General features: G+C 57.6%; 19 protein-coding genes and 1 other annotated feature. All 19 genes read left to right on the top strand.

Annotation, left to right across the window (positions count from 1 at the left end; genetic code table 11):
• The first annotated feature begins 52 nt into the window (after positions 1–52).
• The 19 genes from tig to AC50YL_RS21070 all read left to right on the top strand — a co-directional run bounded on the left by tig (position 53) and on the right by AC50YL_RS21070 (position 24,954).
• Positions 53–1,354: a trigger factor gene (gene tig / locus AC50YL_RS21160; RefSeq protein WP_494834542.1), complete on the top strand. Its 1,302-nt coding sequence runs from the start codon at positions 53–55 to the stop codon at positions 1,352–1,354.
• 216 nt (positions 1,355–1,570) lie between these two features.
• Positions 1,571–2,152 carry an ATP-dependent Clp endopeptidase proteolytic subunit ClpP gene (gene clpP, locus AC50YL_RS21155; RefSeq protein ID WP_161744682.1) on the top strand — a complete coding sequence of 194 codons (582 nt, stop codon included), beginning with the start codon at positions 1,571–1,573 and terminating at the stop codon, positions 2,150–2,152.
• Between the two features lie 34 nt (positions 2,153–2,186).
• Entirely contained in the window at positions 2,187–3,443 is a 1,257-nt protein-coding gene (gene clpX, locus AC50YL_RS21150) for an ATP-dependent protease ATP-binding subunit ClpX (protein ID WP_161744683.1), read from the top strand.
• A 101-nt stretch (positions 3,444–3,544) separates the two neighbouring features.
• Positions 3,545–4,666, top strand: coding sequence for a flavodoxin-dependent (E)-4-hydroxy-3-methylbut-2-enyl-diphosphate synthase (gene ispG, locus AC50YL_RS21145; RefSeq protein WP_494834541.1), 1,122 nt, complete (start codon positions 3,545–3,547; stop codon positions 4,664–4,666).
• A 141-nt stretch (positions 4,667–4,807) separates the two neighbouring features.
• On the top strand, positions 4,808–6,514 hold the full coding sequence (gene lonB / locus AC50YL_RS21140) for an ATP-dependent protease LonB (protein WP_494834539.1): 1,707 nt from the start codon (positions 4,808–4,810) through the stop codon (positions 6,512–6,514).
• Positions 6,515–6,600: 86 nt separating this feature from the next.
• A complete protein-coding gene (gene lon, locus AC50YL_RS21135) occupies positions 6,601–8,955 on the top strand; it encodes an endopeptidase La (protein ID WP_494834538.1) in 2,355 nt (784 codons plus the stop codon).
• Positions 8,956–8,973: 18 nt separating this feature from the next.
• Positions 8,974–9,603 (top strand): ribosome biogenesis GTP-binding protein YihA/YsxC, encoded by a 630-nt coding sequence (gene yihA, locus AC50YL_RS21130; RefSeq protein ID WP_494834537.1) that lies wholly within the window; start codon positions 8,974–8,976, stop codon positions 9,601–9,603.
• A gap of 167 nt (positions 9,604–9,770) precedes the next feature.
• Entirely contained in the window at positions 9,771–10,361 is a 591-nt protein-coding gene (locus tag AC50YL_RS21125) for a non-ribosomal peptide synthetase module (protein ID WP_494834535.1), read from the top strand.
• A gap of 334 nt (positions 10,362–10,695) precedes the next feature.
• Positions 10,696–11,094, top strand: coding sequence for an adenosylmethionine decarboxylase (gene speD, locus AC50YL_RS21120; RefSeq protein ID WP_494834533.1), 399 nt, complete (start codon positions 10,696–10,698; stop codon positions 11,092–11,094).
• Positions 11,095–11,277: 183 nt separating this feature from the next.
• On the top strand, positions 11,278–12,663 hold the full coding sequence (gene hemA, locus AC50YL_RS21115; protein WP_494834531.1) for a glutamyl-tRNA reductase: 1,386 nt from the start codon (positions 11,278–11,280) through the stop codon (positions 12,661–12,663).
• 132 nt (positions 12,664–12,795) lie between these two features.
• Positions 12,796–13,509, top strand: coding sequence for a cytochrome c biogenesis protein CcsA (gene ccsA / locus AC50YL_RS21110; RefSeq protein ID WP_494834529.1), 714 nt, complete (start codon positions 12,796–12,798; stop codon positions 13,507–13,509).
• A 35-nt stretch (positions 13,510–13,544) separates the two neighbouring features.
• On the top strand, positions 13,545–14,222 hold the full coding sequence (locus AC50YL_RS21105; protein ID WP_494834528.1) for a precorrin-2 dehydrogenase/sirohydrochlorin ferrochelatase family protein: 678 nt from the start codon (positions 13,545–13,547) through the stop codon (positions 14,220–14,222).
• Positions 14,223–14,234: 12 nt separating this feature from the next.
• The gene (hemC, locus tag AC50YL_RS21100; protein ID WP_494835251.1) at positions 14,235–15,185 is read left to right on the top strand and encodes a hydroxymethylbilane synthase; all 951 of its coding nucleotides are present in this window, start codon (positions 14,235–14,237) and stop codon (positions 15,183–15,185) included.
• Positions 15,182–16,753, top strand: coding sequence for a uroporphyrinogen-III C-methyltransferase (gene cobA / locus AC50YL_RS21095; RefSeq protein ID WP_494834526.1), 1,572 nt, complete (start codon positions 15,182–15,184; stop codon positions 16,751–16,753). The genes hemC and cobA overlap by 4 nt, the downstream gene beginning before the upstream one ends.
• A gap of 14 nt (positions 16,754–16,767) precedes the next feature.
• Complete coding sequence (gene hemB, locus AC50YL_RS21090; protein WP_494834525.1) at positions 16,768–17,763, top strand: porphobilinogen synthase; 996 nt, start codon at positions 16,768–16,770, stop codon at positions 17,761–17,763.
• 63 nt (positions 17,764–17,826) lie between these two features.
• Positions 17,827–19,128, top strand: a complete 1,302-nt coding sequence (gene hemL, locus AC50YL_RS21085; RefSeq protein WP_494834523.1) for a glutamate-1-semialdehyde 2,1-aminomutase — start codon at positions 17,827–17,829, stop codon at positions 19,126–19,128.
• Between the two features lie 38 nt (positions 19,129–19,166).
• A complete protein-coding gene (locus AC50YL_RS21080) occupies positions 19,167–20,153 on the top strand; it encodes an RluA family pseudouridine synthase (protein ID WP_494834522.1) in 987 nt (328 codons plus the stop codon).
• A 190-nt stretch (positions 20,154–20,343) separates the two neighbouring features.
• Entirely contained in the window at positions 20,344–21,795 is a 1,452-nt protein-coding gene (locus tag AC50YL_RS21075) for a LysM peptidoglycan-binding domain-containing protein (RefSeq protein WP_494834521.1), read from the top strand.
• Positions 21,796–21,939: 144 nt separating this feature from the next.
• Positions 21,940–22,180, top strand: a binding site (T-box leader).
• Positions 22,181–22,293: 113 nt separating this feature from the next.
• On the top strand, positions 22,294–24,954 hold the full coding sequence (locus tag AC50YL_RS21070; protein WP_494834520.1) for a valine--tRNA ligase: 2,661 nt from the start codon (positions 22,294–22,296) through the stop codon (positions 24,952–24,954).
• Positions 24,955–24,959 lie beyond the last annotated feature (5 nt).

Genomic DNA, 24,959 nt, shown 5'->3' with positions numbered 1-24,959 from the left:
CGGGTAAGATCTGACGCAGAAGCGTTATTTAATTTGGAGGGGAAAGCATAACATGACAGCAACATGGGAAAAAATAGACAAGAATCTTGTCTCGATCAACGTTGAAGTTGAAGCAGGACAAGTTAACGAAGCGATCGACAAAGCATTCAAGAAGGTCGTTCAGAAAGTAAACGTTCCCGGTTTCCGCAAAGGCAAAGTGCCGCGGAGCATTTTCGAAGCCCGTTTCGGCATCGAAAGCCTGTACCAAGACGCGATCGACATCCTGCTTCCGGACACCTACTCGGAAGCGCTGAAAGAAACCGGCGTATTCCCGGTGGACCGTCCGGAGATCGACGTCGAGCAATTCGCGAAAGGCCAGACGTTCAAGTACACCGCTAAAGTAACGGTCAAGCCTGAAGTCGAGCTTGGCGAGTACAAAGGCCTTGAAGTGCCTGCGGCCGAAGCGGAAGTCACGGAAGAAGAAGTTGCTGCCGAGCTGAACCGTCTGCAACAGCGCCATGCCGAGCTTACGGTCCTTGAAGAAGGCGCGGCGGAGACTGGCGACATCACGGTCATCGACTTCGACGGTTACGTCGACGGCGAAGCGTTCGAAGGCGGCAAAAGCGAGCGCCATTCCCTGGAGCTCGGTTCCGGTTCGTTCATTCCCGGCTTCGAAGAACAAGTCGTAGGCATGCAAATCGGCGATTTCAAAGACATCGAAGTCACGTTCCCCGAGACTTACCATGCCGAGAACCTTGCCGGCAAAGCAGCCGTGTTCAAAGTGAAGCTGCATGAAATCAAACGCAAGAACCTGCCTGCGCTTGACGACGAGTTCGCCAAGGACGTAAGCGAGTTCGATACGCTTGACGAGTACAAAGCCGATCTGAAGACAAAATTGTCCGAGCGCAAAGTTAAAGAAAACGAATCCGCGCGCGAAGCGGCCGTCGTCGAGAAAGCGGCTGAAGTGGCCGTGGTCGACATTCCGGAAGCGATGATCGAGTCCGAAACGACCTTCATGCTGCGCGACTTCGAGAACCGTCTTCGCACGCAAGGCATGAATATGGAACTGTACTACCAGTTCTCCGGCCAAGACGAAGCGGCGCTTCGCGGTCAAATGCGCAGCGATGCCGAGAAACGCGTTCGCAACAACCTCGTTCTGGAACAAATCGCCAAAATCGAAGGCATTACGGTGGGCGATGAAGACTTGAACGAAGAGCTTGAGAACCTTTCCGGTCAATACAACCGTCCTGCCGCTGAACTGCGCGAGATTTTCGAAGCAAACGGCAACCTTGACAACATCAAAGAAGATCTGGTCCTGCGCAAAACGATCAAGTTCCTGCTCGACAACAGCAAGACCGAGACGGCAGTCGCTTAAGGCTCCGCCGACAATCCAAACTCCATTACCGATAAGGCACGTTTAACGCGTGCCTTATTTTATCCTCACCGGCGGTTTTTCGCGGTGCGGAGCCAGTCACGTACATATGTATTTACCCGTATCGTATACTGTAGTATTCAGAAAAATGACATTGCATTCGGAACATGTTAGAATAAGTAGTGATTTACAAGTCGATAACGAAAGAAGGTTGGTCGCATGAATCTGGTACCTATGGTCGTTGAGCAAACGAATCGGGGAGAGCGTTCTTACGATATTTACTCCCGTCTTTTGAAGGATCGGATAATTTTTCTGGGAAGTGCGATCGACGACGACGTAGCTAATGCCGTCATCGCGCAGCTGCTGTTCCTGGCCGCCGATGATCCGGAGAAGGATATTCATCTGTACATTAACTCACCGGGCGGTTCCGTAACTGCAGGCATGGGTATATTCGATACGATGCAGTTCATTAAGCCGGATGTTTCGACCATTTGCGTCGGTTTGGCCGCAAGCATGGGCTCCCTGCTGCTGACGGCGGGCGCCAAAGGCAAGCGCTTCGCGCTGCCGAACAGCGAAGTCATGATCCATCAGCCGCTTGGCGGCGTGCGCGGGCAAGCTTCCGATATCGCGATCCACGCGGATTGGATCCTGAAGACGAAGAAGAAGCTGAATCAAATTTTGTCGGACCGTACGGGTCAACCTTACGAACGTATCGACCGCGACACGGACCGCGACAATTTCATGAGCGCCGAAGAAGCATTGAACTACGGCCTGATCGATAAAGTCGTCACGTCCCTATAAAGACAGTCGAACCAACAAGAAGGGGTGAAAACTCATGTTTAAATTCAACGACGAAAAAGGTCAATTGAAATGCTCGTTCTGCGGCAAATCGCAGGATCAAGTGCGCAAGCTTGTCGCCGGACCGGGCGTTTATATATGCGATGAATGTATCGAGCTGTGCACGGAAATCGTCGAGGAGGAGCTCGGGCACGAAGAAGAGCTCGATCTGAAAGACATTCCGAAACCGCGCGATATCCGCAATATTTTGGATCAATACGTCATTGGGCAAGAGCAGGCGAAGAAGTCGCTCTCCGTAGCGGTATACAACCACTACAAGCGCGTGAATTCGCAGAACAAGCTGGAAGACGTCGAGCTCCAGAAGAGCAATATTTTGCTCGTCGGACCGACCGGTTCCGGTAAAACGCTGCTCGCGCAAACGATGGCGAAAATCCTCAACGTACCGTTTGCGATCGCGGATGCGACTTCGCTTACCGAAGCCGGCTATGTCGGCGAGGACGTCGAGAACATTTTGCTGAAGCTTATCCAAGCAGCGGATTATGACGTGGAGAAAGCCGAGCGGGGCATCATCTATATCGACGAGATCGATAAAGTGGCGCGCAAGTCGGAGAATCCGTCGATCACGCGCGACGTTTCCGGAGAAGGCGTTCAGCAGGCGCTGCTCAAGATCTTGGAAGGAACGGTTGCATCCGTGCCACCGCAAGGCGGCCGCAAGCATCCGCACCAAGAATTCATCCAAATCGATACGACGAACATCCTGTTCATTTGCGGCGGTGCGTTCGACGGTTTGGAACAGCTGATCAAACGCCGGATCGGCAAGAAAGTCATCGGCTTCAATACGGCAGGCGATGGCCAGAAGGATCTGAAGGCAGGCGAATACCTGTCGATGGTGCTGCCGGAGGATTTGCTCAAATTCGGCCTCATCCCAGAGTTCGTCGGCCGTCTGCCGGTCATCTCGACGCTGGAGCCGCTTGACGAAAGCGCGCTTGTCCGTATCCTCTCCGAGCCGAAGAACGCGCTCGTGAAGCAGTATCAGAAGCTGCTGGAGATGGACAACGTGAAGCTCGAGTTCGAAATGGGCGCGCTCGAAGCGATCGCCAAGGAAGCAATTAAACGGAATACGGGCGCGCGCGGCCTGCGCGCGATCATCGAAGGCTTGATGCTCGACGTGATGTACGAAGTGCCTTCGCGCGACGACGTCAGCAGCTGCCTCATTACGGAGAAGGTCGTTCAGGACCGGATCATGCCGGAGCTTGTTTCCAAGAAGGGCAAGAAGAAGGAAGAAAGCGCCTGATCCACTAAATAACACCTCAAATGCTTCCACCTCTGCTTGCTGCGGCCTGACTATTGCAGTTTGCAGGGGTGGACTTTGACGTTCATGGGAGAGGTTATATCATGTATTTGCGCAAGGATACGGTTCCGGTCAAGGTCGGTCCGCTGACGATCGGCGGCAGCGACGAAGTCATTATCCAAAGCATGTGCACGACGAAGACGGCCGACGTCGAAGCGACCGTCGCCGAGATTTTGCGGCTGGAAGAAGCCGGCTGCCAGATCGTCCGCGTCACGGTGAACAATAAAGAAGCGGCGGAAGCCATCAAGGAAATCAAGAAACGCATTCATATCCCGCTTGTCGCGGACATTCATTTCGATTACCGTCTGGCTTTGGCCGCGATCGAGAACGGCGTGGACAAGGTCCGGATCAATCCAGGCAATATCGGGCGCCGCGAGAAGGTCGAAGCGGTCGTCAAAGCCTGCAAAGAACGTAATATCCCGATCCGGATCGGCGTCAACGCCGGTTCGCTGGAGAACCATCTGCTCGAGAAGTACGGCTACCCTACGCCTGAAGCGATGGTGGAGAGCGCCTTGTTCCACATCGGCATCCTGGAAGAGCTGGATTTCCACGATATCATCGTGTCGTTGAAGGCGTCCGACGTGCCGATGGCGATCGCGGCGTACCGCATGGCGGCGGAAGTCATCCGCTATCCGCTTCATCTCGGCATTACGGAAGCGGGAACGCTGCATACCGGCACGATCAAGAGCTCGGCCGGCATCGGCGCGCTGCTCTCCATGGGCATCGGCAACACGGTTCGGATCAGCCTGAGCGCCGATCCGGTCGAAGAAGTGAAAGTAGCGCGCGAGCTGCTCAAAACGTTCGGCCTCATCACCAACGCGGCAACGCTCGTGTCCTGCCCGACCTGCGGCCGGTTGGATATCGACTTGTTCTCGATCGCCAACGAAGTCGAGGACTATATCAGCAAGATCAAAGTGCCGATCAAGGTGTCGGTGCTGGGCTGCGCGGTCAACGGACCGGGAGAGGCGCGCGAGGCCGATATCGGCATCGCCGGCGCCCGCGGCGAAGGCATGCTGTTCCGGTACGGGGAAATGATCCGCAAGGTGCCTGAAGCGGAGCTGCTCTCCGAGCTGAAGAAAGAAATCGACGAAATCGTGCGCGTGTTCGAAGAGACGGGCGAAATTCCCGGTCGCAAGCATCAGCCTGGCGCGCACGTAACCGCATAAGAACAAACTTTAGTCGAATAGCGCGATTATTCCATCCGGCCGGGGGCAATACTGAACAGTATACGCCCTGTAAAGGCCGGATTTTTTTGTACGGGAAGAATGGCCCGAGCTGTCCTTTCTGTGACGAGAGGAGTGTCGCAAATGAGTTTAAGTGTGATTCTGATGTTCATTCAAGTGTTCTTCGCGATCGTGATCGGTTTGTATTTTTGGAATTTGCTGCGCAACCAGAAGACGAACCGGTCTGCCGTCGACCGCGAGTCCCGCAAAGAAATGGATAAGCTGCGCAAGCTGCGCTCCGTGTCGCTGACAAAGCCGCTGTCCGAGAAGACGCGTCCGCAGACGATCAACGACATCGTCGGCCAGCGCGATGGCCTCCGCGCGCTGAAAGCGGCGCTCTGCAGCGCCAACCCGCAGCATGTCATCATATACGGCCCGCCTGGCGTCGGTAAGACGGCCGCTGCCCGCGTCGTGCTGGAGGAAGCGAAGAAGAATCCGACTTCCCCGTTTTTGGCCGATGCCAAGTTCACCGAGATCGATGCGACGACCGCCCGTTTCGACGAGCGCGGCATCGCGGATCCGCTCATCGGTTCCGTTCACGATCCGATTTATCAAGGTGCGGGCGCCATGGGCGTCGCGGGTATACCGCAACCGAAGCCCGGTGCCGTCACGAAAGCGCACGGGGGCATGCTGTTTATTGATGAAATCGGCGAATTGCATCCCATCCAGATGAATAAATTGTTAAAAGTGCTGGAAGACCGCAAGGTGTACCTGGAGAGCGCGTACTACAATTCGGAAGACAACAACATTCCGATGTATATACACGATATTTTTCAAAACGGGCTTCCTGCGGATTTCAGGCTTGTAGGCGCGACGACGCGGTCGCCGCAAGAACTGCCGCCGGCGCTGCGTTCGCGCTGCATGGAGATTTATTTCCGTCCGCTGCTGCCGGACGAGATTTCGCAGATCGCGGTCAACGCGCTCAAGAAAATCGGTCTGCCGCCGTCGCAGGAAGCGATCGACGTCGTTACGCGCTATGCCACGAACGGCCGCGAAGCGGTCAACGTCATTCAGCTTGCCGCCGGCCTGGCCTTGTCGGAGAAACGGGAATTCATCACGGCCTCCGACGTGGAATGGGTGGTCAACAGCAGCCAAATTCCTCCCCGCCCGGACCGCAAGGTGCCGGCCGCCCCGCAGGTCGGTTTCGTAAACGGCCTGGCCGTGTATGGACCTAATATGGGCACGTTGCTCGAAATCGAAGTCAGCGCGATCGGCGCGCGTCCGGGGAAAGGCGTCTACACCATCACCGGGGTCGTCGACGAAGAGGAACTCGGCGGCGGGAGCAGCCGTACGCTCCGGCGCAAAAGCATGGCGAAGGGCTCCATCGAGAACGTGCTTACCGTCCTGCGGCGGATGGGCATGAAGCCGGAAAACTACGACTTGCATATCAACTTCCCGGGCGGCACGCCGATCGACGGGCCTTCCGCGGGCATCGCGATGGCGACGGCGATTGCCTCCGCGATCAAGGGAGAGCCGATCAACCACAAGCTTGCCATGACGGGCGAAGTGGGCATTCACGGGAACGTCAAGCCCGTCGGCGGCGTGCTGGCCAAGGTGGAAGCGGCATTCCAGGCGGGAGCCGATACCGTCATTATTCCGCGCGAGAACTGGCAGGCGATTTTCGCCGACCTGCAAGGCGTGCGGGTCATTCCGGTCGATCACGTCGAGGAAGTGTTCCGCCATGTCTTCGGGGCGGAATACATGGACGCTCCGGCGGCGGCTCCGGTACAACCGGCCGACGTTTTTATCGCGACGGGCTTGCCCTATTTGCAGGCTGATTCCGTTGAGTGATAAAATGGAGAAAGGCTTTAAGACTTAAGGCCGAGGTTTTCGGTCACGATAGGGTGAACGTGAACTTCAACGACGGAGGTGCTGGAATGGGACCTGCTAAATGGAAAGGTCGTCGATTGCCCCTGCTGCCCTTACGGGGGCTTCTTGTATATCCAAGCATGGTGCTGCATTTGGACGTTGGCAGAGATAAGTCCGTGCGGGCGCTGGATCGCGCCATGCTGGACGATCATATGATTTTGCTTTGCTCGCAGTCGGAAGTAAACATCGAGGAGCCGTCGCAGGAAGATATTTACCGCGTCGGCACGGTGGCGAGAGTCAGGCAGATGCTGAAATTGCCGAACGGCACGATCCGGGTGCTGGTAGAGGGCGTCGTTCGCGCCGAGATCGTCGATTATTTGCCGAACGACGACTTCTACGAAGTATCCATCAGGGAACTTCCGGAGTCCGAAACGACGGATCCCGAAATCGACGCGCTGATGCGCACGGTGCTTAACCAGTTCGAGCATTATATCAATTTGTCGAAGAAAGTGACGCCGGAGACGCTTGCCGCGGTATCCGATATCGACGAGCCGGGCAGGCTCGCCGACGTGATCTCGAGCCATCTCTCGCTCAAGATCAAGGATAAGCAGGATATCCTGGAGACGGTCGACGTGCGCGAGCGCCTGGAGCGGCTTCTCGACATCCTGAACAACGAGCGCGAAGTGCTGGAGCTGGAGCGCAAGATCAGCCAGCGCGTCAAGAAGCAGATGGAGAAGACCCAGAAGGAATACTATCTGCGCGAGCAAATGAAAGCCATTCAAAAGGAGCTCGGGGAGAAAGAAGGACGAGCAGGCGAGGTGGAGGAGCTTCGCACCCAGATGGCCGAATCCGGTATTCCGGAGAGGGTCAGGGAGAAGGTCGAGAAGGAAATCGACCGGCTGGAGAAGATGCCTTCCACATCGGCCGAAGGCGGCGTCATCCGCAATTATATCGATTGGTTACTATCACTTCCTTGGAGCAAGCAAACCGAGGACGATCTGGACGTCAACAAAGCCGAGAGCATTTTGAACGAGGATCATTACGGGCTGGAGAAGCCGAAGGAGCGGGTATTGGAATACCTGGCCGTCCAACAGCTCGTGAAGAAGCTGAAAGGACCGATTCTCTGTCTCGTAGGGCCCCCGGGCGTCGGCAAAACGTCCATGGCCCGTTCGATCGCCAAATCGCTCGGCCGCCAATTCGTCCGTATCTCGCTCGGCGGCGTTCGCGACGAAGCGGAGATCCGCGGACATCGCCGGACGTACGTCGGCGCCATGCCGGGCCGTATCATTCAAGGCATGAAGACGGCAGGCTCGCTCAATCCGGTATTCCTGCTCGACGAGATCGACAAGATGGCGATGGATTTCCGCGGCGATCCGGCATCCGCGCTGTTGGAGGTTTTGGATCCGGAGCAGAACAACACGTTCAGCGATCACTTTATCGAAGTGCCGTTTGATCTCTCTAAAGTGATGTTCGTCACGACCGCGAACGCGATCCATAACATTCCCCGGCCGCTCCTCGACCGGATGGAAGTGTTGTACATCCCGGGCTACACGGAACTCGAGAAGCTCCAGATCGCCTCGCGTTACCTGCTGCCGAAGCAGAAGAAAGAACACGGTCTCGGCGATGAGCAGATGGTGATGGGCGAAAGCAGCCTGCTGCAGGTCGTCCGCGAATATACCCGCGAATCCGGCGTCCGCAACCTCGAGCAGCAAATCGCGGCGATCTGCCGCAAAGCAGCGAGAGCGATCGTAAGCGAAGGCGAATCGCATGCGATCGAGGTCGATTCGGCGAAAGTGAAGGAATGGCTCGGACCGGCGAAATTCCGCTACGGTACGGCGGAAGTCGAGAATCAAGTCGGCGCCGTGACCGGTCTGGCCTGGACGGAAGTGGGCGGCGATACGCTGGTCATCGAAGTCACGGTGCTGCCGGGAAGCGGCAAGCTGACCTTGACCGGCAAACTGGGCGACGTCATGAAGGAATCGGCGCAAGCCGCGTTCAGTTATACGCGCTCCCGGGCGAACGAGCTTGGAATCGATCCGCAATTCCATGAGAAGAACGACATTCATATCCATATTCCCGAAGGCGCCATTCCGAAGGACGGACCTTCGGCCGGCATCACGATGGCGACGGCGCTGATCTCGGCGCTCACCAACCGATACGTCAACAAGGAAGTGGCGATGACCGGCGAAATCACCCTGCGTGGACGGGTGCTGCCGATCGGCGGCCTGAAGGAGAAATCGCTTGCCGCGCACCGCGCAGGCATCAAGAAAGTCCTTCTGCCGAAGGAGAACGAGCGCGACCTCCGCGATATTCCGGACAGCGTGAAAGCCGACATGGAATTCGTGCCGGTCGGGACGATGGATGAGGTGCTGCAACACGCGCTGGCCGTCACGGAAGCGCATGCGCCGGTACAAACGCATTAGAAAGCAGGTAGCAAAGACGTGAAAATTATGAACGTGGAATTTGTCATCAGCGCCGTAAAGCCGGATCAGTACCCTGACGATGCCTTGCCAGAGTTTGCTCTGGCAGGGCGTTCCAATGTGGGGAAATCCTCGCTGATCAACCGCATGATCATGCGCAAGGGCTTGGCGCGCACCAGCTCGCAGCCGGGCAAAACGCAGCAGCTCAACTATTATCGCGTGAACGACCGCGTGTATCTGGTCGATTTTCCTGGCTACGGCTATGCGAAAGTGTCCAAAGTACAACGCCAACAGTTCGGCACGATGATCGAGACCTTCCTCGGCGACCGGGAGCCCCTTAAGATGGTGTTGCACATCATCGATATCCGGCACGAGCCGTCCAAGGACGACATCCTGATGTACGACTGGCTGAAGCACTACGAGATTCCGGTATGCATCGTCACGACGAAGGCCGACAAGATTCCGAAGAGCCAGTGGCCCAAGCAGGTCAAAATGATCAAGCAGGCGCTCGGTTTCCACCCAGCCGACCGTCATGTGCTGTTCTCGTCGGAGACCGGACTAGGCCGCGACGAGCTGTGGGCGGTCATCAACGAGGCCATCGAAGAAAGTAACGAAGAAGCGGCAGAAACCGAAGAAGTTTCAATCGAATAACGAGGATAACGCACAAAAGCGCGGACTCATTGTAAAATCTCCTTAATTATTCAGAAATATGCGAGAATATCGCGGCTGGGCGGCAGGAATAAAAGTCCTTGATCGGGTATAATATACGTAGCAGTGGATTTACAAACGCGTTACTTTATAGAATTGAGGAGATTTTTATGGCTCAGCGGATAGCCACGGAGTATGTCAATGCTTCTCTGCAATTAACGGCTGAAGAGATGGCGGGATTTGTCCGGTTTTTCGAAGACCAGCACGTCAAGCTTCAAGTGCGGGTGCTGGATAACGGCAATCACGAGATGGTTCTCGAGGACGACGCAGGACGAGAAGAGGTCCGCTTAACTTTCGAGCGTCAGCAAGATCAGTTTGTTAGTTTGCTTTCCTGCCGCATCATGCATCCCAAGCTGACGAATGCCATGCGCAAAGCCGTAGCGGCTTTCCGGGGCGACGCAGTCGTCAATCGCATTTATCCGAACTATACGATGACGTACCACTACGTGCAAGGCAACGTTCGCAAAATTGTTGAACACAAAAACAATGAAGCGAGAGTGATCTTCGAGTTCAAGGATACGATCGGTCAACTGGAAGCGGCTTTCCGGGTCATGGACATCGAGAATGAAATCAAAATCGCACAGGGTGCGATCGATCAACTGCTTGATTTGCGCAATCAGTGCAGCGATCGGGAACAAATCGCGATTATCGATCGGCGCTTAGCTACTTATACCAAGCACCTGTTCATGCTGGAGGCATGATCGGGATCGCTTGAATCATTGAGGAAAGGCCGCATGCTTGCGGCTTTTTTTTTATTGTTTCCGCCCGATGGGACGAACACAGAATGACCCGGGGCAACATACGTTTATAATTGGAGTTTCCGTCATGTTCTCGGATCGATTCCGCCTAAAAAAAACTATTGCATTTCTCGGCGATAGATGGTATTTTTATTTTCGTTGCAATGAATATTAGGAACCAGGATTCACTCAGGACATGGTAATGTTGCGAGAGGAAAGTCCCTCGGGCAGTGAATGACGTAGGTCCTAGCGGATGAAATTACTAAACATTTTATTCCTAGGAAGGGGGAACCGAAAGATGGAATACTCGACTTTCGGAAGACACGTTGCTGTTGATACTTGGGGTGTGGATTTTGACCTGCTCAACAACGCGGAATTTTTACAAGCCCAAATGGTAGAGGCGGCTGAAGCTTGCGGCGCTACCGTACTCTCAGTGCAAGCCAAACAATTTGAACCACAAGGCGCGACCGTGCTCGTATTGCTGTCGGAAAGTCATCTTTCCATTCACACGTATCCTGAGAGAGGTTTTGCTGCTCTTGATTGTTATACCTGTGGCGAAACCGTGGATCCGCAGCTGGCGATCGACTACATGATGTCGGTATTGAAACCGAAAATGGCACATGCTAAGAAGCTTGTTCGCGGCATGGGAGAACTGCAAGTCGTTGAACCGGATATGAAGCAAGCCGAGCTTGTGTAACATTTTTTTAATAAGAAAATTGGAAGGCCGCGAAGCGATTCGCGGTCTTTTTGTTTGCCCGAGAACCGCGTGAAAACGCATGACGTGATTTCAAACAATTTTCATAATTGCAGGGGTATGGCTTGTCGAACTGTGCTATACTAAGTGATGAAAATGATCAAGAAGAAGGGCAGGTGAACGCACATGCACATTATAGTTGTCGGACTGAATTATCGGACAGCTCCTGTCGAGGTCAGAGAACGATTTACGTTCGCAGACCGCGATATGCCTGAGGCTTTGAAGCAATTGAAGCAAACGAAAAGCATCATGGAATGTGTCATCGTCGCGACCTGTAACCGCACGGAACTATATGCAGTCGTCGATCGTCCGCATTTGTGCGGTCATTACATTCGCAGCTTTATGGAGAAATGGTTCGGAACGCCGAGGGAGCAATTTACCTCGGATCTATATATGTACGAAGACGAACGCGCTATCGAGCATCTGTTCCGCGTTACCTGCGGACTGGATTCCATGGTGATCGGCGAGACGCAAATTCTTGGGCAAGTAAAGGATGCGTTCTTGTTGGCGCAAGCGGAGAAGACGACCGGCACGCTCTTCAATTCCATCTTCAAGCAGGCGGTTACGCTCGCGAAGAAAGCCCATTCCGACACGGCGGTCGGCGAAGCGGCGGTATCGGTCAGCTATGCCGCCGTCGAGCTCGGCAAGCGGATTTTCGGCCAATTCGGCGGCAAGACGGTCATGATCGTCGGCGCTGGCAAGATGAGCGAGCTGACGGCGAAGCATCTGTACTCCAGCGGCGTCGAGCGCGTGTATGTCGTGAATCGTACCTACGACCGGGCGGTACAGCTTGCGGATAAATTCAACGGCACGCCGCTCAACATGTCGGACGCGATCGCGCGTCTGCACGAGACGGATATCGTGATCAGCTCGACGGGGTCGGACGGTTTCGTCCTCGTGCGCGAACAAGTCGAAGCGGCCATGCGCAAACGCAAGTCCCGTCCGCTCTTCATGATCGATATCGCGGTGCCGCGGGATCTCGATCCGGCGATCGCTTCGGTGCAGAACGTATTCTTGTACGATATCGACGATCTCGAAGGGATCGTTGAAAGCAATATGGAACAGCGCCGCCATGAAGCGGCGAAGATCGAAACCTTCATCGTCGCGGAGCTGGAAGCGTTCCGCCAGTGGTACAAGACGCTCGGCGTGGCGCCGCTCATTCAAGCCCTGCAAACGAAAGGGGCCGACATCCATGCTGAAACCATGGGGAGCCTGTCCAAGAAGCTGCCTGATTTAAGCGACCGCGAGCTCAAAATCATTCATAAGCTCACGAAGAGCATCGTCAATCAGATGATGCACGATCCGATATTGCGGATCAAGGAAATGGCCGGAGAGAAGCACGCCGACCAAGCGATGGACATGTTCGTGAAGCTGTTTGCGCTGGAAGAAGAAGTCGAGCGGGCGGAGATGAAGGCGGAACCCGCCAAACCGCTCCAGCGGGCAGAAGCGGTTTCATCGGCAGAAGCCATGCCTATGCTCGGCAAAGGCGCGGCACGGGCGATATTGACCTAATTCGGCCAACGGTTTGCGGAGGCGCTTATGGTTACTCATAATTGGTTTTATGATGGAATACTGTATGTTTATGCCCTGAGCCTCCTGTTTTACTTTTCGGATTTCGTTGATCGAAACCGGCAAGCGAAACAAGTGGGAACAGGGCTGCTTATTTTCGTCTGGGTGCTGCAGACGGGCTTTCTCGTTCATCGGATCATCTCCCATTTGGATATGACGCTCATGACGCTGTTCGAATATTTGCTCGTCTTTTCATGGCTGCTTGTCACGGTATCGTTGGTGATGAGCCGTTTTTTTCGAATGGAATTTATTGTGTTTTTCGTTAATGTAATCGGATTCGCGGTATTAACGGTCAATTTGTTCCGGATCGGGTCGGGAACGTCGCTCGCGCGGTGGGAGCTTGCCCACGACATGCTGATCGTGCACATCATCCTTATGATTCTGGCTTATACGGCATTTACGTTCAGCGCGATTTTCTCGGGGATGTACCTGTTCTTGTTCGCGCGCTTGAAAGGCAAGCAGTGGACCAAACGGATGCAGCGGCTGCCGAGCCTGGACGCCGCGGACCGCTTTATGTTTCGCGTCTCGCTCGTAGGGACGCCGCTCTTGATGCTGTCGCTGGCGGTCGCGGTTACGTCGATCCTGATCGAAGGACGGTACGGCTTGCTGCTGGATTGGAAGGTGCTGACATCGTTTATTGCGCTCGGCCTGTACATTTGGAATGTCATGAAGCATCAATGGTTTGACGGTGCGGGCTTGAAGTTTGCGCGCTTCAACCTTGTCAGCTATGCCGTGCTGCTCTTGAACGTACTCATTAACCAGGCTTCTAACTTTCACGGCTGGTCGTAACGCAGCGCACAAGCATTCGCGGGGGAGGAACGGCGATGTCGGCGTATTATCCGATGATGGTGAAGCTGTCCGGCAAACGATGCGTCGTCGTCGGAGGCGGTCCGGTCGCGGAACGCAAAACGCTCGGCCTGCTGGAAGGCGGCGCGGGCGAGTTGATCGTCGTGGCTCCCCGCGTGACGGCCAAGCTCGAGGAACTGGCTGCCGCCGAGTCTATCGCGTTACGGCGCAGGGAATACAGAGATAGTGACGCGGACGGGGCTTTTCTGCTTATCGCGGCTTCGGACGACCGCGTGTTGAATGCTCGGCTCGCGGAATACGCAGAGAGCTGCGGGATACTGGTCAATACGGTCGATCTTGGCGATCGGGGAAGCTTCATTACGCCGTCCGTCGTGCGGCGAGGCGCGCTCGTCATCGCATTGACGACGGGGGGAGCAAGTCCTGCTTTGACGGCGTTGTTGAAGCGGAAGTTTGACGGGGAGTACGGGCCCGCGTACGAACGATTCGTTTATCGGCTCCATGCGCTTCGAAAGCGGGTGCTGGCGGAGGTGGGAGACCCAGGTCTCCGCACAGCCGTATTGCGGCTTGCGGCCGAAGAATTGCCGCAGCGGGAGCCGTTGAAGGACATTGGAAATGCCGGGAAACAGGTTCCGGACGAGCTCGAAATACAACATTGGATGATCAGGCTGCTGGAAGCGGCCGAGAGGGGACGTTGAAGCATGTCGTATATGGTAGACGGACGCAGGGTGATCGTCGTCGGAACGAGACAGAGCGCGCTGGCGGTGACGCAGACCGGACAAGTCATCGACCAATTGAAGGCGCTAAGCGCCGAGCATGGCTTGCCGTATGAATTCGAAGTCCGCAAAATCGTGACGAAGGGCGACCGAATCCTTGACGTGACATTGTCCAAGGTAGGCGGCAAAGGGCTATTCGTCAAAGAAATCGAGCAAGCGCTGTTCGACGGCGAAATCGATCTTGCGGTTCACAGCATGAAGGACATGCCGTACGAGCTGCCGGATGGCCTGATCAACGGCGCAGTGCCGAAGCGCGTGGATCCGCGCGACTGCTTGATCTCTGCGAGCGGCGTTTCTTTCGAGGACTTGCCGCAGGGAGCGAAGGTCGGCACGAGCAGTCTTCGCCGTTCCAGCCAGCTAATGCATGCGCGGCCCGATCTGCGGATCGAGTCGGTTCGGGGCAATATCGATTCCCGCATCAAGAAGCTGGAAAGCGAGGGTTTTGATGCGATCGTCTTAGCGACTGCCGGATTGCAGCGGATGGGCTGGGAAGCGAAAATATCGTCTTATCTGTCCGAGGAGCTTTGCGTGCCGGCCGTCGGCCAAGGCGCGCTCGGCATCGAATGCCGCGAGAACGATAGCGATGTCCGTCATTTATTGTCGCTTCTGAACGACGAGACGACGGCCCTCGCGGTCGCCGCGGAACGCAGCTTTCTTGGCGCCTTGAACGGCGGCTGCCAGATTCCGATCGGCGCCCATGCCCGCATCGTGAACGGTGATGGAGCGGCGCAGCTCGAGCTTACGGGAATCGTCGGATCTCCGGACGGCGCCGTGCTGCTGAAGGAGACGGCTCGAGGACAGGACGCGGAAGCGCTTGGACTGGAAGTCGCGGAATTGCTGAAGCGCAAAGGAGCGGACCGCATCTTGGCGGAAGTGAGAGGATGATCGATTTGCTGACGGGGAAAAGCAAAGGGAAAGTCTATCTGGTCGGTGCGGGTCCTGGCGACCCGAAGCTGATTACGATTCGCGGCATGGAATGCATCCGCGCCTGTGACGTCATCGTCTATGACAGGCTTGCCAGCCCGAGGCTGCTTCGCTATTTGAAGCCGGACGCGGAGAGGATCTACGTGGGCAAACTGCCCGATCGCCATACGATGAAGCAGGAGGACATCAACCAACTGCTCGTCGATCTGGCGCTTCAGGGGAAAATCGTGACCCGTCTCAAGGGCGGCGATCCCACGATCTTCGGACGCGTGGGCGAGGAAGCGGAGCTGCTTCAGCAGCATGGGATCGAGTTCGATATCGTGCCGGGGATTACCTCCGCGATCGCGGTGCCGGCGTATGCGGGCATTCCCGTTACGCACCGGGACTTGGCTTCATCTTTATCGATTATTACGGGCCATGAGAGCCCGGACAAGCTCGACCATTCCATCCATTGGGATAAAGTAACGCTGGCTACCGGCACGCTCGTATTTCTGATGGGCGTCGCCAAAATCGGCTATATCGCCGAACAGCTCATCAAGAACGGCAAGCCGGCCAACACGCCCGTCGCGCTTGTTCGCTGGGGGACCCGCGTCGAACAGCGAACCGTGACGGGGACGCTCGAAACGATCGAAGCAATCGTGGATGCGGCGAATTTCAAGCCGCCGGCGGTCATCGTCGTCGGCGACGTCGTACTGCAGCGCGAGAAGCTGAATTGGTATGAGAAGAAGCCGTTGTTCGGCACGCGCGTGCTCGTGACCAGAGCCAGGTCGCAAAGCAGCGATCTGAGCGACCGGATCGAAGAGCTCGGCGGCGAAGCTTGCGAATTCCCGGTCATCGCAACGAGACCAATCTCCGAGCCGACCGCGATCGCGCAGGCGGATGCCGCGCTTGCGGATACGGACGGCTATGATTGGATCATGTTCACGAGCGTGAACGGCGTGGATTATTTCTTCGACCGGCTCAAGAAGCTGCGCGTCGACATCCGCCAATTCCATCGCGCCAGCATCGCCGCCGTTGGCCCGAGGACGGCAGAGGCGCTGGAGCAGCGCGGCGTCCTCGTGGATGCGCTCCCCGTGAAGTTTCAGGCGGATGATCTGTTGGTTAGTTTGTCCGACCGCCTGGAGCCGGGCCAGCGCGTGCTGCTGCCGCGAGGGGATCTGGCCCGGGACGTGCTTCCGCGCGAGCTGAAGGCGAGAGGCTTGCTTCCCGTCGAGATCGACGTTTATGAAACGGTCATTGCCCAGGATCAGGACGAAGCGGTGCTGGAGCAGCTGCGGGAGGGCAGCATGCACGTCATCACGTTCGCCAGCTCCTCCACGGTGACGAACCTGTTGGAAGTGCTTCGGCGCATGGGCGTCGAGCAACCGCTCGACCTGCTGCGCAACGTCGACATCGCCTGCATCGGCCCGGTAACGGCCCAAACGGCGGCCGAAGCCGGCTTGACCGTAACGATACAACCCGAACATGCGACGATCGACGGACTCATCGCGGCAATCGCGGAGTCCCGGATCGCGCAGGTTACTGAATAGGAGGCGTTTGAATCATGGCATTTCCACTTACGAGGCACCGCAGGCTGCGCAGAACCGCGGCCATGCGCAGCATGGTCCGCGAAACGCACCTGAGCGTGGACGATTTTATTTATCCGCTGTTCGTCACGCACGGCACGAACGTGAAAGAAGAAATTTCTTCGATGCCGGGCGTCTACCATCTGTCGCTTGATTTATTGCGCGCTGAAATCGAGGCGGTCGTCGCTTCCGGCGTGAAGGCCGTGCTCCTGTTCGGCGTGCCCGATTCCAAGGATGCGGTCGGCACGTCGGCGTTCGAAGAGAACGGCATCGTGCAGCAGGCTACGCGGGCGGTCAAGGAATGGGCGCCCGATCTGCTGGTTATCGCGGATACATGCCTATGCGCTTATACGGATCACGGACACTGCGGCATGATCCATCACGATCACCGTACCGGCCATGCCGAGATCGATAACGATGCCTCGCTCGAAGTGCTGGTGAAAACGGCCGTGTCGCAAGCGCAGGCCGGCGCCGATATTATCGCCCCTTCCAACATGATGGACGGCTTCGTCGGCGCGATCCGCGAAGGACTTGACGCTGCGGGCTTCGAGATGGTGCCGATCATGTCTTATTCGGTCAAATACGCCTCGGCTTTCTACGGCCCGTTCCGCGAAGCCGCGCATTCCTCGCCGCAGTTCGGCGACCGCAAGACGTATCAGATGGATCCGGCGAACGCGCGCGAAGCGCTGCGCGAAGCGGAAGCCGACGTCGTCGAAGGCGCGGACATGCTGATGGTGAAGCCGGCTCTTGCCTACATGGACATCATTCGCATGTTGAAAGAGCAATACGATCTTCCGTTGGTCGCCTATAACGTGAGCGCGGAGTATTCCATGGTGAAAGCCGCGGCGGCGAACGGCTGGATCGACGAGCGCGCGATCGTGCTGGAGACGTTGACGGGCATGAAGCGAGCGGGCGCGGATTTGATCATCACGTATCACGCGCTGGATGCCGCACGCTGGCTGAAAGGCGAATAATCCGTTCGTCAGCGGAGATACCGCTCGGGCAGGCCATAATTTCAAGACAGGCAGGTGTCAACCATGATAGAAAAAAATCGCAAACGGTCGGACGAACGCTCCAAGGCTGCTTTCGCGAAAGCGAAAACGGTCATTCCGGGCGGCGTCAATTCGCCGGTACGCGCGTTTAAATCCGTCGGACTCACCCCTGTGTACATGGAGCGCGGCGAGGGCTACCGCGTCTACGATATCGACGGCAACAGCTATATCGACTACGTCGCTTCCTGGGGACCGCTGATTATGGGCCATGCGCACCCGCAAGTCATCGAAGCGGTGAAAAAAACCGCCGAGAAAGGGACGAGCTTCGGCGCGCCGACGGAATTGGAGACGCTGATGGCGGAGCTGGTCTGCGAGCGCGTGCCTTCCGTTGAAGTGGTGCGCATGGTGAATTCCGGCACGGAAGCGACCATGAGCGCGCTGCGCCTTGCGCGGGGCTATACGAAGCGGAGCAAGATTTTGAAATTCGAAGGCTCCTATCACGGCCATGCCGACAGCCTGCTGATCAAAGCCGGCTCCGGCGTCGCTACGCTGGGGTTGCCGGACAGCCCGGGCGTTCCGGAGAGCGTGGCCTCGCATACGATCACCGTTCCGTACAACGATCTGGATGCCGTCAAATTCGCGTTCGAACGCTTCGGCGAGGAGATCGCCTGCATCATCGTGGAGCCGGTTGCCGGGAACATGGGCGTCGTTCCGCCGCTGCCCGGGTTTCTTCAAGGGTTGCGGGAGGTCACGACGCAGTACGGCAGCCTGCTGATCTTCGACGAGGTCATGACGGGATTCCGCGTCCATTATCACTGCGCGCAAGGGCTGTACGGCATCACGCCGGATCTCACTTGCCTCGGGAAAGTCATCGGCGGCGGCTTGCCGGTCGGCGCTTACGGCGGCAAGCGCGAGATCATGGAAATGATGGCGCCGAGCGGTCCGATCTATCAAGCGGGCACGCTGTCCGGCAATCCGCTCGCCATGGCGGCGGGCTACACGACGCTAAGCCTCTTGACGCCCGACACGTACGAGCAAATGGAGCGCATGTCCGTTCGCCTGCAGCTCGGATTCGAAGCGAACGCGGCAAAGCACGGCATCGCGAGCACGATCAACCGCGTCGGCTCCATGGTCTGCCCGTTCTTCGCGGAGACGCATGTGATCAATTACGATACGGCCAAAACCGCCGACCTGGAGCGGTTCAAAGCGTATTTCGGTTCCATGCTCGATCTGGGCATCAGCATCGCGCCGTCGCAGTTCGAAGGCATGTTCGTATCGGGCATTCACGACGAAGCGGCCATCGACCTCACGATCGAAGCGCATGACGAAGCCCTTCGCCGACTGTAATACGGCAGGATTATAGCGATAGAGGAGTGGAAATGATCATGGATCATCTTGCGCTGCCCTACGAGCGGCACGAAGAATGGTTGACGCTGTCTTCGGCGCTGCTGCTCGATTTCGCCCGAACCGCAGGCAAATTTTCTTCTCCGATCGAGGCCGGGAGCCATCCGCATCAACTGCGGATATGGCTGCTGGCCCTCGGTTTATTTCCGGAGAAATGGTTGAACCGGCTGTTCTCGGTCGGCGGCATCCGGATGGAGGGCGATCTCGTCCTGCTGCGGACGTTCCTGCCCGGCGATCCAGGCAAGGACGCGGCATACCGCATGGGGCTGGAGGCGCTGCCTGGCGCGCAGCCCTGGGAAGAGGTCTCTGCCGAGGCCCTGTTCGGCGATGATTGGTGTCTCGTGATGAATAAACCCGCCGGAATGCCGGTGCATCCTTCGGCTCCGGGGCAGCGGGGCACATTGGACGAAGCCGCTGTCCGCGACAGCCTGCGGCGCGGCGAGAGGCAGCCCGCCAAGCATATTCACCGGTTGGACGACGATACCGCCGGTCCGGTCCTGTACGCCCGCAACGAGCTGGCGCAGCTGCGGCTGGACGAGGCGATGCGGGAGAAAGCCATCGGCCGGCAGTATGCCGCGATCGTCCATGGCGTGCCGAATCGGAGGAGCGGTACCGTGAACGCGCCGATCGGCAAGGACCGCCATCATCGTTCCAGAAGAAGGGTAACCGCCGAGGGAGACGCCGCGATCACGCATTACGAGGTTCTCGAATGCTATAAGGAGGCAGCGCTGGTCCGCTTATGGCTGGAGACGGGAAGAACGCATCAGATTCGCGTCCATATGAGCCATCTCGGCCATCCGCTCGTCGGCGACGCCTTATACGGCGGCAGCGACCGCGTTTTGCGCCATCAGGCGCTGCGCGGCGAACGACTCGCCTTCGCGCATCCCTGGAACGGCCGGGCGATGACGCTGGAGGCCCCGGAACCGCCGTGGTTCGCCGAGGCGCGCCGCCGCCATGCTTCCCTGTGAAAATCGTAGTCATGCCTGCCCACCCCTTGCCATATAGATAAATAGGCAAGATGAAACGATTGACGCCTCTTAGTCGGCGCTGTCCGTTTCATTCCATAGGAATATAAGCAAAGCGGGCGAATGCTCGTGCTTTCTTGTATTCGAAGAAGCTGCAACCAAGCTTTTGAGAGGGGAAAGGAGGACGACTAGCGTGCCAAGCCAGTCAAACGGTTTGCGATTCGATATCTATGAACGGGTGCATTTGCCCGATGAAGTGGCGGCTATCGACGAGCTGGACGAGATCGAGCTGATACCCCGCATCGGCATCGTTCAGCAAGACGAGCAGGTGCTGCTGAAGGGCCATCTGCTTCTGACGGGCGTCTACCGGTCGGAGGAACAGCCGCTGTCGGAGCAATCGCTGGAGCATTGGATACCGGTCGAAATTACGCTGCCGCTGAACCGCATTCATCGCCTGGACGACATTTCCGTGGAGATCGACAATTTCGACGTGGACGTCTTGTCTACGCGGACGCTCAATATCACGGGCGTGCTGTCGTTATTCGGCATCGAGATCGAGCAGGCCAACCCGCAGGGGGAATGGACGAGGGAAGAGCCGTATACGGTCGTGCACAGCAGGGAAGACGAAGATCCGCAGCAAGCGGCCCCGCCGTTTTTCGCGCCGCAGGAACCTCCTTCGTCCTTTGCGCCGCAAGAAGCGCCTCCGTTCTTTGCGCAGCAGCCGCAGTTCTGGCAGCCGGACCTGCAGCGCGAAGCGGCGGAGCAGGAAGAGCAGCGCTATGCGGCCTTTCAGACGGAAGCGGAGGAAGCGCGCGAAGCGTTAGCCCGCGCGGCCAGGGCGAGGGAGCAGGAGCTGCTCGTCTCCGCCCAGCAGGAAGCGGCGCGTCAGGAAGCCGAACGACAGGAAGCTGCCCGGCAGGAAGCCGCGTTCGCGGAATCGGCCCGTCTGGAGGCGGAGCGCCAAGAGGCTGCCCGGCAGGAAGCCGCGTTCGCGCAGGCGGTCCGTCAGGAAGCGGAACCGGCGGATGCGTTTCAGGAAATCGAGCGCCAGACGTCGTTCCAGCCGCATGAGCCCGTGCAGCAAGAGGCGCAGGCGGCCCAGGTGTGGGAGCAAACACCTATTGCCGAGGAAACGCAGCCGGAACCGGCTTCCTTCGACCAGCCGGAGTTCGAACCGCAAATTCGTCAGCAGCCGGCTCAGCCCGCGGCGATCGCGCCGGATTTGTTCGGCGAGGTGTCCGTTCCGGAGTCGGATGCGGAACCTAAGCCGCTGCGCGTCGCGCTTTCCGGCAAGCCCGCGGAAGAAGAAGCGGCGCTGCAAGGCGCGGGCAACGTCACCTTCAGGTCTCTGCTGCAGTCCAGCCGGCGCGAGCAGGAAGCCAAGGCGGCGGCCGAGCAGCATGCGGAACGCGAAGCGGAACAGATCCGCAAAACGACCGGCGACGACATCGAATGGAAAAATCTTTTCTACGGCCGTCCGAGCGACGAAAACGCGTTTCGCAAGGTGCGGCTCTGCATCGTGCAGCGCGAGGAGACGCTCGACGTCATCGCCGGCCGGTACCAGCTGCAGGCGCGCGAGATCGCGCTGTACAACCGGCTCAGCGATCAGGTCGTAAGCGAAGGCCAAGTACTGTACATTCCGTAATACGGCGGCGCCAAGCCTGCCGGAGGTCCTCCAAGGAGGGCTTCCGGCAGGCTTTTTCGTTGCGACGCGCGGTAGAACGCCTATTGGGATTGACGATTGCAAATAAGAACGTGTATGATAGAAAAAATAGGGCAATAATTTAATTGAATGACGTTGATGGGGAAGAGTGGCAGGAATACCTTCAGAGAGCGGAACCGGTTGCGCTGAGAGGTTCTGCAGGGACTTACTGTGACTGGTCGCCCCGGAGTCGCTGGAATGAAGCGAAGCATTTCGCGTAGTTGCGGCCGGCTGCAGCCGTTATCTGTCAATGAGTTGTCGAACCGGCGCAGATTGCCGCTTCGGAACAAAGGTGGTACCGCGGAAGCCAGAACCTTTCGTCCTTTGCTATAAGGGCGAGAGGTTTATTTTTTTCGTTCATTTTAGATGCGCTTAACGACCGGCGGCGCGCGAATCCGCGCCTGAACCGGAAGAGGACATAATATGGAGGTAGGAATGGACATGTCGCAGAAACAAACGATGACTGAAATGCCGACGACCTATGACCCGAAGGCCGCGGAAACGAAATGGTATCCTTTCTGGATGGAGGGCAAGTTTTTCGAAGCGGGCAAGCGCCCTTCGGCGGAGCCCTATACGATCGTCATCCCGCCGCCGAACGTAACGGGTATGCTGCATATCGGGCATGCGCTCGATTTCACGCTGCAGGATATCCTGATCCGGACCAAGCGGATGCAGGGCTTCGACGCCCTCTGGCTTCCGGGCACGGACCATGCCGGCATCGCGACGCAGACGAAGGTTGAACAGAAGCTGCGCGAAGAAGGAAAGTCCCGCTACGACCTGGGACGGGAGAAGTTCCTGGAGAAAGTATGGGAATGGAAGGACAGCTACGCCGAGACGATCCACGACCAGTGGGCGAAAATGGGCTTCTCGCTCGATTATTCGCGCGAACGCTTCACGCTCGACGAAGGCCTCTCCAAAGCGGTGCGCGAAGTATTCGTTCGTCTTTACGAGAAAGGCTTGATCTATCGCGGCAAGAAGATCATCAACTGGGATCCGGCGGCCCGGACGGCGTTGTCGGATATCGAGGTCGAGCATAAAGAAGTGAACGGCCATCTGTACCATCTGCAGTATCCGCTGAAGAACGGCTCCGGCGTCATCACGGTCGCGACGACCCGTCCGGAAACGATGCTCGGCGATACGGCGGTCGCGGTGCATCCCGAAGACGAGCGTTACAAGCACCTGATCGGGGAAATGATCGTGCTGCCGATCATCGGCCGCGAAATTCCGATCATCGCCGACGAATACGTCGAGAAGGATTTCGGCTCCGGCGCGGTCAAGATTACCCCGGCGCATGACCCGAACGACTTCGAAGTCGGCCTGCGCCACAATCTTCCGCAAATCAACGTCATGGACGAAAGCGGCACGATGAACGCCGAGGCCGGCCCTTACAACGGGATGGACCGCGCGGAATGCCGCAAGCGGATCGTCGCGGACATGCAGGCGAGCGGCGTCTGCGTCAAGATCGAGGACCATGTCCATCAAGTCGGTCACAGCGAGCGCACGGGCGCCGTCGTCGAGCCTTATTTGTCGACGCAGTGGTTCGTGGACATGAAGCCGCTTGCGGAAGCGGCCATCGAAGCGCAGCGCGGCGGCAAAGGCGTTAACTTCGTGCCCGACCGGTTCGACAGAACGTATTTGCAATGGATCGAGAACGTGCGCGACTGGTGCATTTCCCGTCAGCTCTGGTGGGGTCACCGCATTCCGGCTTGGTATTGCGACGCCTGCGGCGCGATGCATGTCGCCCTCGAGGATCAGACGGCCTGCTCGGCCTGCGGCAACGAGTCGCTCCGCCAAGACGAAGACGTGCTCGATACGTGGTTCAGCTCGGGTCTCTGGCCGTTCTCGACGTTAGGCTGGCCGGAACAAACGGAAGATTTGAAACGTTTCTACCCGACGGACGTCCTGGTCACGGGTTACGATATTATTTACTTCTGGGTTGCCCGGATGATCTTCACCGCCTTGGAATTCACCGGCGAGGCGCCGTTCAAGGACGTGCTGATGCATGGACTCGTTCGCGACGAGAACGGCAAGAAGATGTCCAAGTCGCTCGGCAACGGCGTCGATCCCCTCGAGGTGATCGAGAAATACGGCGCGGACGCGATGCGCTACATGATCTCGACGAGCAGCACGCCGGGCCAGGATCTGCGCTTCCGCTGGGAGCGGGTCGAACAGGCGCGCAATTTCGCCAATAAGATCTGGAACGCTTCCAGGTTCGCCCTCATGAACCTGGAAGGCGTCACGGCGGCGGACATCGACATCAACGTGAAGCTCGGCACCGCCGACCGTTGGATCCTGCATCGCCTGAACGCGGCGGTCGCGGATACGACGCGCTTGATCGACAGCTACGATTTCGGCGAGACGGGACGCGTGCTGTACAATTTCATCTGGGACGATCTGTGCGACTGGTATATCGAGTTCGCGAAGCTGAACCTGAACGGCCAAGACGCGGCGGCAAAACGCGCGACGCAGTCGGTGCTGGCTTACGTGCTCGACCGTACGCAGCGTCTGATTCACCCGTTCATGCCGTTCATCAGCGAGGAGATCTGGCAGCATCTGCCGCATGAAGGCGAGACGATCACGCTTGCCCCATGGCCGGTGTACGACGCCTCGCTGGAAGCGCCGGATGCCGTTGCCGAGATGGAGCTCCTCATGGAGATGATTCGGGCAGTCCGGAATATCCGCGCCGAGGTCAACGTGCCGATGAGCAAGAAGATCGAGCTTCAGATCAAGCCTTCCGGCGCGAACGAAGCGGCCATTCTGGCGCGCAACGAGGAGTTCATCGTTCGTTTCTGCGGCACGTCGAAGCTTGACGTCAGCCTCGAATTGAGCGCTCCGGACAAAGCGATGACCGCGGTCGTGACCGGCGCCGAAATGTATTTGCCGCTTGCCGGCCTGATCGACATCTCGCAGGAGATTGCCCGTCTGGAGAAGGAAATCCAATATCTGGACAGCGAAGTGACGCGCGTGGAGAAAAAGCTCGCGAACGAAGGCTTCGTGGCGAAGGCGCCGGCGAAAGTCATCGAGGAAGAAAAAGCGAAAATGGCTGACTATGCCGATAAGCGCGATAAAGTCAAAGCGCGCATCGCGGAATTGAGAGGCTGAAGCAG

It is taken from the genome of Paenibacillus sp. J22P277 (assembly GCF_059383675.1).
The sequence above is the reverse complement of the archived record's forward strand: the minus strand, read 5'-3'. Positions and strand labels throughout refer to the sequence as shown.